The 18,608-nt window shown below is 45.5% G+C and carries 19 protein-coding genes and 1 other RNA gene; 3 read left to right on the top strand and 17 right to left on the bottom strand.

The annotated features are described in order from the left end of the window. Positions 1-14 precede the first annotated feature (14 nt). From AC58QT_RS29160 to AC58QT_RS29130, 7 genes are all read right to left on the bottom strand, one after another. Entirely contained in the window at positions 15-1,541 is a 1,527-nt protein-coding gene (locus tag AC58QT_RS29160) for an ABC transporter substrate-binding protein (protein ID WP_497412029.1), read from the bottom strand. A gap of 48 nt (positions 1,542-1,589) precedes the next feature. Continuing rightward, on the bottom strand, positions 1,590-2,492 hold the full coding sequence (locus AC58QT_RS29155; protein WP_497412028.1) for a carbohydrate ABC transporter permease: 903 nt from the start codon (positions 2,490-2,492) through the stop codon (positions 1,590-1,592). 11 nt (positions 2,493-2,503) lie between these two features. Continuing rightward, positions 2,504-3,436 carry an ABC transporter permease gene (locus AC58QT_RS29150; protein ID WP_497412027.1) on the bottom strand — a complete coding sequence of 311 codons (933 nt, stop codon included), beginning with the start codon at positions 3,434-3,436 and terminating at the stop codon, positions 2,504-2,506. A gap of 241 nt (positions 3,437-3,677) precedes the next feature. Continuing rightward, positions 3,678-4,214, bottom strand: coding sequence for a nucleotidyltransferase domain-containing protein (locus AC58QT_RS29145; protein ID WP_497412026.1), 537 nt, complete (start codon positions 4,212-4,214; stop codon positions 3,678-3,680). A gap of 42 nt (positions 4,215-4,256) precedes the next feature. Beyond that, positions 4,257-4,637, bottom strand: a complete 381-nt coding sequence (locus AC58QT_RS29140; protein WP_497412111.1) for an NUDIX hydrolase — start codon at positions 4,635-4,637, stop codon at positions 4,257-4,259. A 457-nt stretch (positions 4,638-5,094) separates the two neighbouring features. Beyond that, complete coding sequence (locus tag AC58QT_RS29135) at positions 5,095-5,628, bottom strand: DUF2199 domain-containing protein (RefSeq protein ID WP_497412025.1); 534 nt, start codon at positions 5,626-5,628, stop codon at positions 5,095-5,097. Positions 5,629-5,652: 24 nt separating this feature from the next. Continuing rightward, positions 5,653-5,958 (bottom strand): DUF962 domain-containing protein, encoded by a 306-nt coding sequence (locus AC58QT_RS29130; protein WP_497412024.1) that lies wholly within the window; start codon positions 5,956-5,958, stop codon positions 5,653-5,655. 212 nt (positions 5,959-6,170) lie between these two features. Here AC58QT_RS29130 and AC58QT_RS29125 point away from each other — a divergent pair, with 212 nt between their 5' ends. The 3 genes from AC58QT_RS29125 (at position 6,171) to hxlB (ending at position 7,933) form a co-directional block, all read left to right on the top strand. Beyond that, positions 6,171-6,566 (top strand): winged helix-turn-helix transcriptional regulator, encoded by a 396-nt coding sequence (locus tag AC58QT_RS29125; RefSeq protein WP_497412023.1) that lies wholly within the window; start codon positions 6,171-6,173, stop codon positions 6,564-6,566. Between the two features lie 177 nt (positions 6,567-6,743). Continuing rightward, positions 6,744-7,376, top strand: coding sequence for a 3-hexulose-6-phosphate synthase (gene hxlA, locus AC58QT_RS29120; protein ID WP_497412022.1), 633 nt, complete (start codon positions 6,744-6,746; stop codon positions 7,374-7,376). Between the two features lie 5 nt (positions 7,377-7,381). Continuing rightward, the gene (hxlB, locus tag AC58QT_RS29115) at positions 7,382-7,933 is read left to right on the top strand and encodes a 6-phospho-3-hexuloisomerase (protein ID WP_497412021.1); all 552 of its coding nucleotides are present in this window, start codon (positions 7,382-7,384) and stop codon (positions 7,931-7,933) included. Positions 7,934-8,072: 139 nt separating this feature from the next. Here hxlB and AC58QT_RS29110 read toward each other — a convergent pair whose 3' ends face one another. The 10 genes from AC58QT_RS29110 to tpiA form a co-directional block, all read right to left on the bottom strand. After that, complete coding sequence (locus tag AC58QT_RS29110; RefSeq protein ID WP_497412020.1) at positions 8,073-8,372, bottom strand: retropepsin-like aspartic protease; 300 nt, start codon at positions 8,370-8,372, stop codon at positions 8,073-8,075. 480 nt (positions 8,373-8,852) lie between these two features. Then, positions 8,853-9,217: a transfer-messenger RNA gene (gene ssrA, locus AC58QT_RS29105) on the bottom strand. A 164-nt stretch (positions 9,218-9,381) separates the two neighbouring features. Continuing rightward, positions 9,382-9,864, bottom strand: coding sequence for an SsrA-binding protein SmpB (smpB, locus tag AC58QT_RS29100; protein WP_057310204.1), 483 nt, complete (start codon positions 9,862-9,864; stop codon positions 9,382-9,384). Between the two features lie 97 nt (positions 9,865-9,961). Beyond that, positions 9,962-12,928 (bottom strand): ribonuclease R, encoded by a 2,967-nt coding sequence (gene rnr / locus AC58QT_RS29095; protein WP_497412019.1) that lies wholly within the window; start codon positions 12,926-12,928, stop codon positions 9,962-9,964. 27 nt (positions 12,929-12,955) lie between these two features. Beyond that, positions 12,956-13,738, bottom strand: a complete 783-nt coding sequence (locus AC58QT_RS29090; RefSeq protein ID WP_497412110.1) for an alpha/beta hydrolase — start codon at positions 13,736-13,738, stop codon at positions 12,956-12,958. A 100-nt stretch (positions 13,739-13,838) separates the two neighbouring features. Then, the gene (gene secG, locus AC58QT_RS29085; RefSeq protein WP_056611230.1) at positions 13,839-14,075 is read right to left on the bottom strand and encodes a preprotein translocase subunit SecG; all 237 of its coding nucleotides are present in this window, start codon (positions 14,073-14,075) and stop codon (positions 13,839-13,841) included. A gap of 105 nt (positions 14,076-14,180) precedes the next feature. Next, on the bottom strand, positions 14,181-14,888 hold the full coding sequence (locus AC58QT_RS29080) for a M50 family metallopeptidase (RefSeq protein ID WP_497412018.1): 708 nt from the start codon (positions 14,886-14,888) through the stop codon (positions 14,181-14,183). A 102-nt stretch (positions 14,889-14,990) separates the two neighbouring features. Beyond that, complete coding sequence (gene eno / locus AC58QT_RS29075; RefSeq protein ID WP_056611239.1) at positions 14,991-16,283, bottom strand: phosphopyruvate hydratase; 1,293 nt, start codon at positions 16,281-16,283, stop codon at positions 14,991-14,993. A gap of 30 nt (positions 16,284-16,313) precedes the next feature. Continuing rightward, positions 16,314-17,852, bottom strand: a complete 1,539-nt coding sequence (gene gpmI / locus AC58QT_RS29070) for a 2,3-bisphosphoglycerate-independent phosphoglycerate mutase (RefSeq protein ID WP_497412017.1) — start codon at positions 17,850-17,852, stop codon at positions 16,314-16,316. A gap of 1 nt (position 17,853) precedes the next feature. Continuing rightward, the gene (tpiA, locus tag AC58QT_RS29065; RefSeq protein ID WP_497412016.1) at positions 17,854-18,606 is read right to left on the bottom strand and encodes a triose-phosphate isomerase; all 753 of its coding nucleotides are present in this window, start codon (positions 18,604-18,606) and stop codon (positions 17,854-17,856) included. Between the last annotated feature and the right edge of the window lie 2 nt (positions 18,607-18,608).

Below are 18,608 nucleotides of genomic sequence, written 5' to 3'. Positions count from 1 at the left end.
CTCCCTGGAAGGTTCTATTTTTTCTTCGCAGCCTTCCACTCGTTATATTGCTTATTCATTTCTTGCATGACCTTATCAATTCCTGCCGCCTTTAACTTCTCTTTGAACTTGGGTACGAACTCTTCCGGATTCACAGAGCCTGTTTCGAGGATCGGACGGAACTCCGTCTCCACGTTTTTGATCGCTGCGACTTCCGTTTTCAATTGTGCGCTGTCGAAGTTAAATCCTAAGTTAGGAACAGCTTCCGACTCTCCATTAAACTTTTTGAATTGATCCCAAATATCATCCGGCTCACCTGGCATTAAGTAGGTAAGGTACTGATTCCCGTATGCCCAAGTTGTGTTTGGGTTGTAACCTGATTTCTTTCCGCCTTCTGTGTTAGGTGCGAAATCTATCCGTTTGTCACCTGTTTTTACATAGTGCTTACCCTCGATTCCGCGACCAATTAGATTAATCAGCTTCTCATCCGTATACATCATGTTATAGAACATGAGTACGCGATCCGGATTTTTAGAATTCGTCGGAATGCCCATCATGGAGCCTACGAGGTCATTTGTTGTTGTAATCGGCTTGCCAAAATTGTGATAAACGAATGGCACGCCCAATTGATTAGACACTTGTACGTCAACGTACGGCTTTAATTGGGCAAAACTGAACATTGATTTTGCCTTATCGTCATTCGTTGCCTTCAATACTGGAGCATCCTTACGGAGATAACCAGCCTGATAGTATTTATATAACGTTTTGAGCGTTTGCATGTAAGGCGCTTCATCCAACTCTAGTGTGTAAGCGGTTCCCTCTTTATTCAAAACGAGCGATTGCACCGGCGAAGCATTCCACAAATATCGTGTGTTCACGTTTGGAATCTTGGAAGCTCCTGCGGCAAACAACGGCGTGATACCCGGCTCATTGTCTTTGATTTGCTTCAAATAGGGCTCCATGTCTTCCAAGCTATTGATTTTATTCAGATCAACCTTGTACTTGTCGACGAGTGCTTTATTGGCCGTGAAACCTAGCCAGGAACCCTTCTCTTTATAGGCAGCAAGTGTATACACTTTACCGTTGATTGTGCTCGCTTCAAGGAAGCCTTCGGAAAGCAGCTTTTTCGCATCTGGCGCAAGCTTATCCAGCTTATCTGTCAAATCTACCAAGCCGCCTTTACCTACCAAGGAGCTGTAGTTCATATTTCCATTTGAAGTGAACATCATATCGACCTTTTCCCCAGTGGCAAGCAGCGCTGTCATTTTCGTATCATAATCGGCAAAAGGAATGATGTGCATTTTCAATGTTGCATTAATTTTGGGTTGAATAATTTTGTTGACCTCGGCTTCGACAAGCTCGTTGTCCGGTTGTGGCCCTGTTCCGATAATGTACCAATCAATTACGTATGGCGATAATTCTTGCTTAGCCGGCGTAGTGGCCGCAGTGCTAGTACTTGGTGAACTCACAGGTGTTGTTGTGTTCGTGCTGCTGCAACCAGCTACAGTCACTGCAAGTGCCACGCTTAGTAACCCAAACCAAGTGCGATTTCGTTGTACCAATGAAAACCCTCCTCATTTATCGTTTATATGCCAACCAGTTTCCTGGGTTTAGCCTTTGACAGCGCCAATCGTAAGCCCTTTTACAAAGTATTTCTGGAAAAATGGATAAGCCAGCACGATCGGCCCGATCCCAATTACCGCCAGCGCCATCCGCAGCGTCAGTGAAGGCGGTGCTACTTGCATCACGGTACCAAAATGCTCTCCGCTAGCACTCGACAAGTAATTGGCCATGCTCTGCGCTTTGTACATGAGGTACTGCATGTTAAGCAGCTTATCATCAGTAATCAGCATGAGCGGCAGCCACCAGTCGTTCCAATACACAATGGCATTGAATAGCCCTATCGTGGCCAGCCCAGGTAGAGACAGCCTCAGGACAATTGAGAAAAAAGTCCGAAACTCCCCTGCCCCGTCGATTTTCGCTGATTCAAGTACGGCATCTGGAATCGTCGTCTGGAAATAGGTACGCATGATCATGACATACCAACCATTGAATAGGTGCGGGATAATCAGCGCCCAAATATTATTTTTCAAATGCAAAATTTGCGTCGTTACCATGTACCAAGAAACTAAACCGCCTTGAAAAAGCAGTGTAAAAACGACCAGAAACGTAAACAGCTTGCGGTAAGCGAAGTCGCGCCGAGATAATGGATAGGAGAATAAGGCAATGATAAGGAGGCTTAGTACCGTACCTACAAGTGTTGTAAAAATCGTCACGCCATAGGCGTTCATAATCATACGATTTTCCTGCCACAAGTAACGGTAAGCATCCAGTGATAACTTGGCAGGAATGAATCGATAGCCATCGGTAACAATGCTCTGTTCATTCGATATGGAGACAGCGACGACGAGCACCAGAGGTATGATGCAAGTAAGACTCATAGCAATAAATACAAGATGAATGACCGCATTCGTGGAGGGCGAAATGGCATTCATGTTGCTTTCGGCTTTCATAGTAATTCCTCCTAGAAAATCGCTTTCTCTTTATCGATTCTGCGTACGACCCAGTTCGAGAGGAGAACTAGCACAAAGCCGACAAATGATTGAAACGTACTCGCAGCCGAGGACATACTGATATCACCGCTGTTCATCAATGCGCGATATACGTATGTATCGATTACATTCGTTGTATTGAAAATTGCGCCGGAATTTAATGGTACCTGGTAGAACAGACCGAAATCCGCGAAAAACATGCGTCCGATCGCCAGCAATACCATTAAGATGATGACAGGGGATATCGACGGAATCGTAATGTAACGGACCTGCTGCCACTTCGATGCACCGTCTAGTGAAGCGGCTTCATAATAGTCATGGTCGATCCCGATAATAGCGGCCAAGTATACAATGCAGTTATAGCCGGCATACTTCCAAATGTTCACGAACACCAGAATGAACGGCCACAGATTGGCCTCGCTGTACCAAGCAACAGGGGCAATGCCTAGTGGTTTTAAAATAGAATTGTTAATGATGCCCATATCCACACTGAGAAAACCGTAAAACAAGTAACTCACCGCTATCCACGATAAAAAATAAGGCAGTAACAGTGTAGTTTGATACAATTTAGCCAGCTTTCGGTTCCTCAATTCGTTAAAAGCAATCGCCATGAGTACCGCGATAACCGTCCCTAAAACGATAAACGCCAAATTATACAGAATCGTATTCCGTGTAATAATGAACGCGTCTGGCGTTTGGATGAAAAATGAGAAATTCTTCAAACCCACCCAAGGACTATTAGCAAAATTCTTTAGTAAGCTTCCGCCGGAATAACTGAAATCCTTAAATGCAATCAAGATGCCGCCGATCGGTAAGTAATGGAATGCCAGCAACAATAACAATCCCGGCAATGTCATTATGAGCAATGGTACGTTTCGGAGCAGAACTCTTCCCCGTCTCCCCACATCGTCTCCTCCTTTTGTCGTGTTGGTCCCTTTGGGTTGACCTCAGATTACCATCGCTTCAGGAGCAGCGTAAATCGGAAATTGGCGTAGAAAACCACACTTAAGCGAAGGTTGCTTGTAGTAAAAACGATACTTTTTATGAATTTCTATACTTTCGAGAGGTTGGAACTGCCTAGGTCGCGCCAGCGTAAAAACAAAAGACACCCGAATGGGTGTCTAGAACACGAATATGCAAGTCAAGTTAATCTAACTCTGCTATGATTCGATGCAATATCTTTTTGCTTTCTAAGTCCTTTTTTCTAGGCTTCCTACCAATTTGTTCGTAAACCTCTTTTTCCTCCAAAAGTTGTCTTGGACTTAAGACAAGTGCCGTTATATTGTTCAACATATAACTCTGTTGTGACAAGGAATCAGACCGCCATACCCACTCGGGCAAGCCATTCATAATAAGATTCCCATCCATAGTACTGGTTATATAGCCAAAAGTAATGTCTACGTCATCCTTACGGAAATCGGACTGCCTACCTCTAAACTCCTCCTTCACAGGTATCTTTTCAAATCCCGCTTCTGCAAGAGCCTGTTCTAACTTCTCTCGATTCTGTATCCATGTAATTACGTCGATATCGTCATGCGGTCGAGTGACCTCCCCAAGTAAAAAATCGATTGCCCACCCGCCACGCAACCAGAACTTGCAATCGATCCCTGAACATATTGCACTGATTTGGTTTAACACCTGTAATTGCATCTCTGTTTTAGTCCCGAAATGTGGATTTATCATAGGAGTCCCCTTGTACAAAACTAATTGCTCTCTTACATATTTCTATCTCTTCAATAAACGATGATAAATATTAAATATAGGGATCGTATACGTATCCCATTTATTTACGTCGTTGACTGATACCCAAGCTATCTCAATAATATCTTCATTCGCTTCATTTTCAGAATCCAGAAACATTTCTCCGCCATTAATCTTAGCTAGATAAGTGTACTTATCGTCCGTACAGTCCAAGAGTTGCTCAATAACAACATCGTATCCGGTTTCTTCTTTCACTTCCCTTATACATGCTTGTTCCGCTGATTCCCCCTCCTCAATGCCGCCACCTGGAAAATTCCATACGATGTCTCCACGTTCGACGTACTGCCTAACCATAAGAACTTTATCGTTTTGAATAATCAATGCTTGTGAAATTATTTGTATCATTCCTTTCAAGTAACATTGCTCTTTCATTCCAAATGGTTTTTGCGATACGTTACAGGACACTTCTTCATTAAAAGAAAAAGCTGCGCAAAATATGCAGCAGCTATGTTCTGAATTCAATCAAACTTACTCTTTTATTCAATGTGACTCCTTCTGTTTTTCCTAAGCGTGAAAATCATTAGAATAAGACCAACTAGATAAAATCCTATTTTTAAATATACGTTCAATAGATTACTAATCGTAATCAATATAAATAATATTAGGATTAGACCAACATTCTCTCGTGTATGTCTTTTATCACTTTTGCTAATGAAAGTACGATATACAACTAAAGCATATATGAATATAAGCCATATTAATGTAAAAATCTTAAAGGAAGTATCCATATTGGGTTTTGCTCCCCCTTTTGGTATTCTCGTTTATCTGTCCTGAATCTTGACAAATGAAATCCATGTTTTATTTAACCATTCATATGAAGTATACCCTCGGCTATTTCTTGAATCCTTCTCATTGTAATACCATTTCTTTGTTCAACTGAAAGTGGATGGGCTGTTGGTTCAAGTTCAATTGAAGGTCTAATACCTACCTTGCGAGTATGTACCATCGTTTTTAAATTAATTGTCTGTTCTGAATAACATGGGACTGAAGTTGATAACCACCCAAACATTGGTTCTAACTCCTTCTCTCTTCCCTTTTTTGTCCAATATGATGCTACCTTTTCAAAATTACTCTTGCTTAGTGAAACCCAAACATCCCATACGAAAGTCGTCTTTTCATCGATTATAGGGATTTCAATATTACCACGTATAAAATAGTCCTTGTCGTCCATTACACATAAGTCTGAACTAAGATTAAACCTAGCATCTCTCTCTTCTGGTTCTGTTTGAAACCAATAATATGGAGCATTACTACCATAACTCATTGGAAGTTCATCATGTTTTTTACCACAGCACGAACAAATATAGCCATTGCTTTTCTTTTTAAAAATGTTCATGAAGAGATCCTTCCCCTGATTGGATTAAGGTAATACCTTTCTACCTGTAACCAGTTCAAAACTCCGCAAAAAGAACCATGTAAACCCTGCATAAAAACCTAATAATGGTCGCTTAAAGGAAGCAGGTTTATTTTTTTCAAAGTAAAAATGTCCAATCCATGAAAGTATATAATGGAATACCCCTAGACCAAGTGTAACTTTTAAATTAATAATTAAAAAAATCCAAGCAAGAAAGGCACATAAAAAAGCAAAATAATGAAGTATTTGATTCCATTTATTTTGATGTGCTTTTTGATACTGTATCAAATCAAATTTAAGCCTATCACGCATTGATGTTAACTCCATTCAGATGTAATAAGATCATTTCTTTGATCTAACCACTTATAACTTCCTTGCGCTGTATCCTTATTATATCACTAATTTACAAATTCAGGATATTGGTACAAAAGAAACGATAATACTCGGCATCTTCTTTCATAGACATATGCCCTATAATCCTGTAATCTATTGTGACACTATAGGAATGTGGAGGTGCTTAAGCTTTGGCGAAAGATATCCGTTCTAGAATTGAAATTGATCAAATTAACTGTGAGAAAGAACTTACTCTCGCGTTAATCGGAGGCAAGTGGAAACTTATTATCCTCTGGCATCTGGGCATCGACGGTACGAAGAGATTTAGTGAGCTTCAGAGGCTCATTCCCCATATCACGCAAAAGATTTTAACCAACCAGCTCCGCGAGCTGGAAGAAGACCAGCTTGTCGAGCGAACCGTGTATCCGGTTGTCCCGCCAAAGGTTGAATATAAGCTGACTCCATATGGAGAAAGTCTCGTCCCAATTCTTAAGCTGATGTACAACTGGGGAAAAAATTATGGCGAAGAGGTGCTCGGCAGAACCTCTAATCCTGAGCTAATACCACTTCACGCTACTGAAAAATAACGAGCATATATTTATTACAAACCGGCAGACTCCGCATGGCGTCTGCTTTTTTGCGCTTTACAGTATCCTGCAGGATACTGACTGACTTGAAAGTGCGTACTTCCATAAATTTCGGTATCGTCCTACTATGAAGTCATCCCTAAAATAATAATTCATCTAAAGGAGACATTTCATTATATGGAACTTCAACTGGCACTCGACTTGGTCAACATCCCTGAGGCAAAACAACTTATAAAAGAGGTAGCTCCTTATATCGATATCGTGGAAATTGGAACTCCTGTTGTGATCAACGAAGGGCTTCGCGCCGTTAAAGAAATCAAAACGGAGTTCCCGTCGCTAAAAGTACTCGCCGATCTCAAAATCATGGACGCCGGCGGTTATGAGGTGATGAAAGCTTCCGAAGCAGGAGCTGATATCATTACCGTGCTTGGTGTATCCGACGATTCCACGATTAAAGGTGCTGTGGAAGAAGCTCGGAAACAAAACAAAAAAATTATGGTTGATATGATTAATGTGAAAGATATTGCCGCACGTGCAGTAGAAATCGACAACCTTGGCGTTGACTATATCTGTGTACATTCCGGCTACGACCATCAAGCAGAGGGTAAAAACTCTTTTCAGGACTTGGCTACAATTAAGCGTGTCGTAAAACAGGCAAAAACAGCAATCGCTGGCGGCATTAAACTTCAGACACTGCCTGAAGTCATCCGCGCACAGCCTGATCTGGTTATCGTAGGCGGCGGTATTACCGGCGTTGAAGACAAACCAACAGTTGCAGCCCAAATGCAGCAACTGATCAGACAGGGATAATGGAAATGAGTACGCTGCAATCTGTATCCTCTATTCTTCAAGAATTGGAGCGCACGCTTCAAGGTATTCAACCGAATGAGATTGATGAGCTTGCTCAGCAGATTTTGACAGCTGAAACGATCTTTGTAGCAGGAGCAGGACGCTCTGGGCTGATGATGCGCGCATTCGCAATGAGACTTATGCATATGGGACTCCGTGTTTATGTGGTAGGCGAGACCATAACGCCAGGTATTACCCAAGGCGACCTTCTTCTGGTTGGGTCAGGGTCTGGCGAGACCAAAAGCTTAACGGCGATGGCATCCAAAGCCCAAAACATCGGTGCCTCGGTTGCTGCCCTTACAATTGCACCAGAATCAACCTTAGGTAAATTATCTTCTACGGTCGTACGCATTCCCGCTTCTACCAAAGAAAGCACATCGGGCAGCTCCAAGCAGCCTATGGGAAGCTTATTCGAGCAAGCCCTCCTGCTGCTGCTGGATACGGTCGTACTAAGCCTTATGGAGATAAAGGAACTTCAAGGTGCGACTATGTTTAAAAATCATGCCAATCTGGAATAAGGGCATAAAAAAACTCGGTATCCTTCCATCGGTATTTTACCGTATGGAAAGAGGCCGAGTTTTTTTGTATAAGTGGTTTTATATGGACAAAGGTTTATTTTCCCGAGGCTTGGCTTGCGCCGTTAGATATTGAAATTATTTAGGGAGTGGCGTAATTCATGTCTCCGATTTCCACCTCAAACTCTGACAGCGAAACCTCTCCCACCTTCACAAAATCAAAATGTTTGGAATAAACAACCTCTACTCCACCCACGTCTCTGATCTTGTTTAGAAAATCCCCAGGCTCAATTTTCACTCCAACTGCGTCCACTGCATCCGCACTGAAAATCGTTCCCGCCGATCCGGTATCGAGCAATACATGTTTCAAGTGTAGTTCTTCACCGCGATAACAAATTGTTACTTCAATAAAGGGTAAACCATACTTTAAATCTATGTTCATCTGGGGCCCCGTACCCCCGCCCATTTCTCTCGAAGCTCCAGTTTCTCGCGGGACGTGTGAAAAAAGCCGTATTCCCGATAAGGCTGCTCCCGATGCAATTTATAATACCGTTTCATGGCAACAGCGGAATCGTCAAAGCGATTAATGACAGCGACTTCATCAACGAGCCAGTATCCGTCCTCCGAGCGGGATTTTAATGCCTCACAATGGTTAGGCTAAGTAATCATGATGTACCCCTGTCCAGCATTAACTATTGTGGTTTTGTTTGGACAAGGGTTCAAGTAACCGAGAGGAGTATTGAAATGTCCATCTAACTTACTTACGAAGCCAACTCTCCGATGACGACCCTAGCGGTACATTTCAATGCCGTGCTCCCTCCACTATCGCTCCGGTCCGCGCGGACTGAACCCTAGATGGGTTCTGCTCCCTAGTCTCACCCATACAAAGAAAAAAGCACCCTCATTGGGTGCTCTCATCTTTGTATGGAGGTGAGGGGAGTCGAACCCCTGTCCGAAAATATTGCCACACAGGCATCTACGGGTGTAGTCACAGTTTTGATGTCACCCGAGCATCGCCCCGTAACCGGCTATGCGTTGGGTCAGCCTGATTGTCTTCCTACGTCCGACCCCAGGCGGAGACCAAACGTCGTATCCCACTATAGTTGAGCCCCTATCCCAGTCACATGGGCGATGCTGAGTAGAAGCACGCTAACAGGTTATTAAGCTGCTAAAGCGTAGTTGTTTTGTGTTTTGCCATTTAATAGGCTTTAGCGTTTTATAGTGGACGCGGCCCCACTACCCGCAACCCGCGCTCAAACTATCCCCGTCGAATCCAAGAACACCCCCGGATTGCCTTCGTAACCGTCATAGACGGTGAAGGTTAAAGGACAAGCTGTAGAGCCAAGTTACACTTGAAATCTCTTTGTTACAATTACTAGTATACCACATGCCTCAACAAAGTGAACACTAGGTTCATGGAAGACAAGGTGTTACCTTCCAACACAGCCAAGCTATCTAGCAATCTTCTGCTTCTCACGCAAAGCACGTTGAATATCGCGTTGAGCGTCTTTCTTAGCAGCGGATTCGCGCTTGTCGTATTGTTTCTTCCCTTTACCAATACCAATCAACAGCTTCGCATAACCATTCCGGATATATACCTTTAATGGAACAACCGTATACCCTTCTTGCTTAGCTTGACCTAGGATCTTGGCGATTTGCACTTTCTTCAACAATAGCTTCCGCGTCCGTGTAGGATCTTCGGGATTGCTTCTGTTCCCTTGATCGAAAGGGCTAATATGCATATTGTGGACAAAAGCTTCGCCATTCCGTATCGTCGAAAAGCTGTCGCCAATGTTGGCTTTACCTGCCCGTAAGGACTTGATCTCCGTGCCGGTCAGGACAAGACCGCATTCATACGTATCTTCGATGAAATAATCGTGTGAAGCCTTTTTATTCTGAGCGAGTAGTTTGCCATCAGCCTTTTTAGTTGCCACGTGAGATCCTCCTCCCGCACGCTAAAATGCAGGTAAATCTTGCTACAATGTGCAACCTATTGTAGCAAGATCAAGCCCGAAAAGCAAGAACCGGCGACTATCTCCGCCGCTTCTTGCTACCATCGCCGTCGTCACTCCGACGACGGCCGCCCTTGGCGAGCGCGTTCACGCCGCTCGCCCAATCGATGCCGCTGCGCTCTGCAGCAGCGCCACCGCCACCACCCGCTTGGGCTTCGCCCCCAAGCGACACCCCACGCCCGCGCTCGCCGCCGCGGCCCGCTCCACTATCCGTCCGCCCTGCGCCGACGGATTGCAAACGCTGGCGCAAGCTGCCGCCTTCGCCGATCTTACCGCCTTTTTCGCGCTTATCGCTCCAAGGCTTACTGCCACCTTTACCGCGGCGCGATTTCCCTTGACCGGGTGCATTACCTGAGAAGCCGCCTTGGCCTGTGCCAATGCCCGCAATGTTCTCAGCTTTGCCATCCCCGCCTCCAGCATGGTTATCAGCGCGACCGCGGCCGCCCGCATCCGTCTTATTTGAACCTTTGCCTCTGGATCTTCTACGACTTTGTTCAGGTCCTTCCGTTCCATTAGCTCCTTCGGATTTGCCGCGGGCTGCCATCTCAATGCGACGAGCAGCGCCATGATCCGCACGGCCACGCTTCTTCCCTTGATTGCCTGTTGATAGGTTGCCAGAAGCATCACCACCCGGATTGGCCCCCGCATCTTGCCCAACAACAGCACCGCGATTGCCGCCTGGTTGTGTTTTGGCGAAGCCACCCTTACCTTTGTAGCCGCCCTTACCCTTCTCCGGCCTGCCACCTTTGTTCTCGGGCTTGCCGCGGAATCCTTTGAACCCGCCTGCGCCTTTGAATTTACCTCCGCCGCCACCGCCGCGGTTAAATCCGCCCTCTTTACGTGGCTTCATATCCAATAATTCAAAATCAATCGTATGATCTTCCATACTCACGCGAGCAACCCGCACCTTAATGCTGTCACCTAAACGATAAATCTTAGATGTGCGTTCACCAATCAACGCGTGCTGCTTCTCGTGATGATTATAGTAATCATCTGTCAAATCACTCAAACGAATTAAGCCTTCAACCGTATTATCTAATTCAATGAACATACCGAAGCCCGTCACGCTCGAGATAATCCCCTCGAATTCTTCGCCGACTTTATCCAGCATGTACTGTGCTTTCTTCAACGCTTCTGTATCTCGCTCTGCATCAACGGCAACACGCTCACGCTCGGAGGACTGTTGCGCAATATCGTTCATACGCGAAGCTAAATAATCATGTCGTTTATCTGGAAGCGTTCCGCCGTTTTCCAACACCTCACGAATGACTCGATGGATAACCAAATCCGGATAACGACGAATCGGTGATGTAAAATGCGAATAAAACTCCGCTGCTAGGCCAAAATGACCTAAACTCTGTGCATCATACTTAGCCTGTTTCATCGAGCGCAACATTACTTTACTAATAACAGCTTCTTCAGGTGTATCTTTGATATCTTCTAATAAGGCTTGCAAGGAACTAGCATGAATCGCCCCGCCCTTACCACCACGCATTGCATAACCAAAGGTCGTTACGAATTCCATAAAGTTCATCAGTTTCTCAGGATCCGGATCTTCATGGATACGATACAAGAACGGTACTTTCAACCATGAGAAATGCTCCGCAACGGTCTCATTCGCGGCTAGCATGAACTCTTCGATCATCATTTCCGCGACGGAGCGCTCTCTTTTGACAATATCGGTAGGCTTACCATCAGCATCTACAAGGATTTTGGACTCCTCGAAGTCAAAATCAATCGCGCCGCGCTTCATCCGTCTGGAACGCAATCTAGCTGCTAGTTCTTCCATTCGTTTGAAATCTTCCATTAAATACGCATATTTCTCCACGATTTCCGGATCTGCCTCACCTGTCAGCAGCTTGCGTACATTCGTGTAGGTCATTCGTTCTTTTGTTTTAATTACACTGGTGAAAATCTCATGATTGACGACCTTCAAATCCTGATCAAACTCCATCTCACAGGACATCGTCAATCGATCTACTTGCGGGTTCAACGAACAAATACCGTTAGATAAACGATGCGGCAACATCGGAATTACACGGTCAGTCAAATAGACGGAGCATCCGCGATTGTAGGCCTCAATATCAAGCGCCGTACCTTCCCGCACATAGTAACTCACATCAGCAATATGCACACCTAAGCGCAGATTCCCATTCTCCAAAAGCTCCACATTCACGGCATCATCCAAATCTTTGGCATCTTCACCGTCAATGGTCACAATGGTTTTCGCGCGAAGGTCACGACGGCCTTGCCCGATGATTTCTTCCTCGGTAATTGAATCTGGTGCTGCTTCGGCTTCCGCTAGAACTTCTGGTTGGAAAGCCTCTGGCAGTTGATGTTGGCGTATAATAGCCAAAATATCTACACCTGGATCATCTTTATGACCCAAAATCTCAATAACTTCGCCCTCGGCAGCCGAACGCCCTTCCGGGTAATTCACAATCTTCACAACGACCTTTTGACCCGAAACGGCTCCCTTAAAGGAATGCTGTGGAATGAAAATATCCCTTGTCACCCGCTTATCATCTGCAATGACGAAAGCATACGTTTCTTGGCTTTGAAAAACACCAACAATCTGCGAATTCGCCCGCGTAATAACACGCACGACTTCACCTTCTAAGCGGCCGCCGCCTTGGCTGCGGGCTGTTATTTTTACAAAAACGATATCGCCGTTCATCGCTGTATTCAGGTCATTCGCGTTGATATAGACGTCCGGATGCTCGCGATCTTCAGGAATTAGGAATGCAAAACCCTTCGCATGCGCTTGCAGCTTGCCCTTCACCAAATTCATCCGCTCTGGAACGCCATAGCGATCATTAGTGCTTCTTACGATGTGACCGGTCTCTTCTAATTTATTTAACGTTTTAATAAACTCTTTAAATTCATTAGCACTTCCAACTCCAAAATGCTTCTCAAGCTCTTTATAGGACATAGGCTTATAAGCCTCTTCTTGCATCAAACTGATAATTTCATTCTCTTTTATCATTTACTCTCTTCACCTTCTTGTGTTGTTCTAGTCCGCTGTCTTCAAGTCCCTTACTCCATAGTATGCCACCTGCAACGAAAGGATAAACGCAGAAATATCAGCGTAAATCTGCTCCCGCTCTTGATCTAGCAATAAGCCATGGGATGATTCTTTATAAATATGCAGTTCCGACATCTGCGACCCGACGGTATTCTGTATAAACGCTGCGCTGCTAGGATGAACGACTCCATCCTTATTTCCTTGCCCGATCCAAATCGGGGCATTAACCCGAGGCAGTACTCTTTTCACTTCCTTAATTAGCTTTCTTAAGCTGACGACGCAGCGAATCGGCGTTTTGGTATATGCACATGACTCGTCTAACAATGTGGAGATCTTCTTAGGCTTTTTCTCTATGTAAGGCATTACATACTGCATAACCCCTGCTAGCGCCGATTTCCTTGACGTAAAGAAAATCGGTGCAGCCAATGAGATGATGCCCGCAGCAGCGCGTTCTCCCGCTAACTTCAAAGCGAGCAGCCCCCCCATGGAATGCCCCATGATGACAACTTGCTTACAACGAGCGGCAAGCTCATCGTAACTCTCCAGCACATGCCCATACCAATCCGTCCATCCGGTGTTCCTCATATCCTCAGGTGAAGTGCCATGCCCTGGCAATCTGATCGCTTGAATCGTATAACCCTCGTCCTTCAAGGTGTAGCCAATTCTTCTGAACTCCGAAGGAGACCCTGTGAAGCCATGAATCATCAAAACGCCAGTTCCTTGCTTCTCGCCATGACCCTTCCAGTAGAATGGCTCTGTTGACTTATAAATCCGTTCTTCAATAATGAGAACTCATCCTTTCACCAACACTTATACATAAATGAAAAAACAGCAGGAGTATAGTTCCCCTGCTGTTATCGTTTTATGTGTGTTAGCTCTTCACTACGTAGGCTACGACAATCGAAAGAATAAAGAATGCAGCAGCAAGCCCCATTGTTGCACGAGACAAAAATAGTTCCAAACCACGAGCTTTTTGTTTACCAAATAAGTGTTCTGCGCCACCGGAAATGGCACCGGACAAGCCTGCGCTTTTCCCTTTTTGTAAAAGGACAATCGCGATTAATCCAACCGAAGCTATGATTAACAAAATTTTCATAAAGATTAACATATTAGCACCCCAATTGCCTATTCTTTGCCTTATACAACTAGCATGAGTATTTTAACATAGTTCGTCCACAAATACAACCAAATCGCCTAAACGATGCCTCTGGCGCTAATCGCGAAAGGAACCCATCGTAGCAGGCCTGCTTGCACTTCTAGCTCTCTTACTTCGCCCTAAGAAAGCACTCACTGCTCGTTTGGCACACCAAAGTGCAAATAACGTAAAACCGATCGCCCATATGATGGCGGGTATCCCCGTGTGATTGGCCAAATTACTTGCATCGCCAGCTTGCTGGTTTTGAAGCACATAGACAATTAAAGATGCCGGTCCAAATACCGACTCCTCCAAGCATAAGAAGGCTAGCAGCAGGTAGTAGAAGTCACGCAGCCATTTTGGCGTTAGCGCTAACACGACAACTGTCAGAACAATAAATCCAACCAAAAACATAACACCAAACCCGTTACGCACGAATAACACCAAGGATAGAATGGAGACAGCAGCCGTCACCTGCAAGCCAAGCCGTTGCTTTCCTTTTGCGTAAGCCGAGAATAGAAACCAAGCGAATATCGAGGCTGTCATATAGCCTGCCAACGACACGGGAATGATTGCCCATGACTTTGTCATCGTGGATAACGTGACACCGCTATGATTGCTATATAACTCGATATACATGACTTTACCGGATAAGGCCAAGGTAGCAACCGCATGCCCAAACTCATGCACCATCGTGTCTAGGTTTCGAAAAAACGAAGTAGGGAGCCAGTGCGTGAGCACCGCGGAACCTATTAGAAACAGAATCGTTTTAACCCAGTTGCTCATAAACAAGCTTCCTCCCTTACCTAAGCGACTTCTACTCCCATTATACGCCAAAACGGGCAGGTGTAAGCCACCTGCCCGCCTTATATTTACATACGGATCTGATTACTTGAAGTTTCTCAAGTTGTAGAATGCTTTTTTACCAGCATATTGAGCTACAGTGAACAACTCGTCTTCGATACGAAGAAGTTGGTTGTATTTCGCTACACGGTCCGTACGGGACGGAGCACCTGTTTTGATTTGACCAGCGTTTGTAGCAACTGCGATATCAGCGATTGTGCTGTCTTCGCTCTCACCGGAACGGTGGGAGATAACTGCTGTGTAACCAGCGCGTTTAGCCATTTCGATTGCATCGAAAGTCTCAGTAAGCGTACCGATTTGGTTAACTTTAACCAAGATGGAGTTACCGATGTTTTCTTCGATACCGCGGGATAGACGCTCAGTGTTCGTAACGAACAAGTCATCACCAACGAGTTGAATTTTGTTACCCAATTTCTCAGTAAGCAATTTCCAACCTTCCCAATCGTCTTCGGAGCAACCATCTTCAACCGTGATGATTGGGTATTTATCAACCCAAGCAGCCAAGAAGTCAACCCACTCAGCGGATGTGAAGGATTTGCCTTCGCCTTCAAGGTGGTATTTACCGTCTTTGAAGAACTCTGTGGAAGCAACGTCCATACCCAAGAATACGTCAACACCTGGTTTGTAACCAGCGTTTTCGATCGCTGTAAGGATTGTCGTGATTGCTTCTTCGTTGGATTTGAAGTTAGGAGCGAAACCGCCTTCGTCGCCAACTGCTGTGTTAAGGCCTTTTTCTTTCAATACGGATTTCAAGCTATGGAAAATCTCTGCGCCGATGCGAAGAGCTTCTTTGAAAGTTGGAGCGCCTACAGGAAGAACCATAAACTCTTGAACGTCAACGTTGTTGTCAGCGTGTGCTCCACCGTTGATGATGTTCATCATTGGTACTGGAAGGGTTTTCGCGTTGAATCCACCAAGGTAAACATACAATGGCACGTCCAAAGCGTCAGCAGCTGCACGAGCAACAGCCATGGAAACTGCTAGAATTGCGTTAGCTCCCAATTTAGCTTTGTTAGGAGTACCATCAAGCTCGATCATTTTGTTGTCGATGCCAACTTGATCAAGAGCGTCTAGACCAATGATTTCTGGAGCGATGATTTCATTTACGTTCTCAACAGCTTTTAGAACGCCTTTACCAAGGTAACGACCTTTGTCACCATCACGAAGCTCAACAGCCTCGTATGCGCCTGTGGAAGCGCCTGAAGGGACGATAGCACGGCCGAATGCGCCGGACTCAAGGTATACTTCTACTTCAACTGTTGGGTTACCGCGGGAATCCAATACTTCGCGTGCGTAAACATCAGAAATAATTGTCATTGTGATTAAACACTCCTTCAATAATATAAATTATTTGTTTAGAATCGTTGCACCCGTCATTTGCTGTGGTTGATTCAATTTCAAGAAATCTAGCATCGTTGGTGCAATATCTGCCAGAATACCGCCATCTCTTAGTGTAACAGATTTGTCCGTCACAATAAAAGGCACCGGATTCGTTGTATGTGCTGTGTTGCGTGAACCGTCTGCATTCGTCACTACATCCGCGTTGCCGTGGTCCGCTGTGATGCAGACAACGCCACCTTTGGCTAGGATCGCTTCAACCACTTTACCGAGACACTCGTCTGTCGCCTCGATCGCTTTCACCGTTGGCTCAAGCAAACCAGAGTGACCTACCATGTCTGGGTTAGCAAAGTTCAAGATGATAACATCATGCTTATCAGCTTCAACTTCCTTCACAACCGCTTCCGCTAACTCGTAAGCGCTCATTTCCGGTTTCAAGTCATACGTAGCAACCTTCGGTGAAGGAATCAACAGGCGAGTTTCACCTGGCAGTTCCGCATCACGACCGCCGCTGAAGAAGAACGTTACGTGCGGGTACTTCTCGGTTTCTGCGGCACGGAGCTGCTTCAGACCGTTCTGAGCCAACACCTCGCCCAGCGTATTATCGAGATCCTTCGGTTTGTACGCGACGAAACCATCTACGGACTCGCTGAACAGCGTCAGACACACGTAGTAGAGGTTCTTTGCCACTTTAGGACCGCGATCGAAGCCGCGGAAGTCTTCATTCGTGAAGACTTGCGATAACTGAATCGCACGGTCTGGACGGAAGTTGAAGAAAATGACGGCATCACCTGATTCTACAAGTCCTACCGGCTTACCGTTGTCACCAACGATAACCGTTGGCATAACGAACTCGTCATAAACAGATTTCTCGTAGGATTCAACAATCGCTTGCATCGGATCCGTGTAAGTAGGTCCTTCGCCATACACCATCGCGCGGTAGGATTTCTCCGTACGCTCCCAGCGTTTGTCGCGATCCATCGCATAATAGCGGCCTTGTACGGTCGCGATTTTGCCTACGCCGACTTCCTCAATTTTGTTCAACAAGCTCGCCATGTACCCCTTCGCAGAATCTGGAGCCACGTCGCGGCCATCCAGGAATGCGTGGATGTAGACCTCACCGAACTGTTCTTTCTTCGCCAATTCCAGCAGTGCAAATAAATGCTGAATATGACTGTGCACGCCGCCGTCTGAAAGCAAACCATAGAGGTGAAGCTTCTTAGCGTTATTTTTAGCATGACGAACTGCGCCTAGAATCGTTTCATTATCGTAAAATTCACCATCACGAATCGATTTCGAAATCCGCGTCAGATCCTGATACACGGTACGGCCGGCGCCGATGTTCAGGTGTCCTACTTCAGAATTCCCCATCTGGCCTTCTGGCAAACCTACAGCCTCACCGCAAGCAGTGAGGGTAGTATGAGGAAACGTCGACCAGTAACGGTCGTAGTTCGGCTTTTTGGCATGAGCAACCGCATTCCCCTGCTCTTCCGAGCGGAGTCCGAAGCCATCGAGAATGATGAGTGCTACCGGTTTCGGTCTGGACATGTTACTTCGCCCCCTGGACGAGTTGAATGTAAGAAGCGGACTCAAGGCTCGCTCCACCTACAAGTGCGCCGTCGATATCAGGCTGTGCCATGTACTCAGCAATGTTGTTCGGTTTTACGCTGCCGCCGTATTGGATACGAACAACATCAGCAACTGCTGATCCGTAAAGACCGCTCACCAATGTACGGATATAACCGATTACGTCTTGTGCATCTTCCGCTGTGGAAGATTTACCTGTACCGATTGCCCAGATTGGCTCGTATGCGATAACGACTTGTGCGGCTTGCTCTGCACTCAGACCAGCGAAAGCTGCTTCTGTTTGTACTTTACAAACGTCTTTCGTTTGACCTGCTTCACGCTCTTCCAATTTCTCGCCTACGCAAAGAATTGGTTTCAAGCCGTGTTTGAAAGCCGCAACGACTTTCTTGTTCACGATTTCGTCGGACTCTGCGAAGTAAGCTCTACGCTCGGAGTGGCCGATGATGACATATTCAACGCCAAGATCTTTCAGCATCACGCCGCTGATTTCACCTGTGAACGCGCCGTTATCTTCAAAGTGAAGGTTTTGTGCGCCAACGTGTACGTTTGTACCTTTTGTAGCTTCGACAAGTGCAGGTAGGTTAGTAAAAGGGGAGCAGATAACTGCCTCTACGCCTTCAACCGTGCTGCCTTTTACTTCGTTTACGAAGCTGATTGCTTCGGAAACGGTTTTGAACATTTTCCAGTTACCCGCGATAATCGGTGTTCTGCTCATGA

The organism is Paenibacillus sp. J31R109 (genome assembly GCF_059692055.1).
The sequence above is the reverse complement of the archived record's forward strand: the minus strand, read 5'-3'. Positions and strand labels throughout refer to the sequence as shown.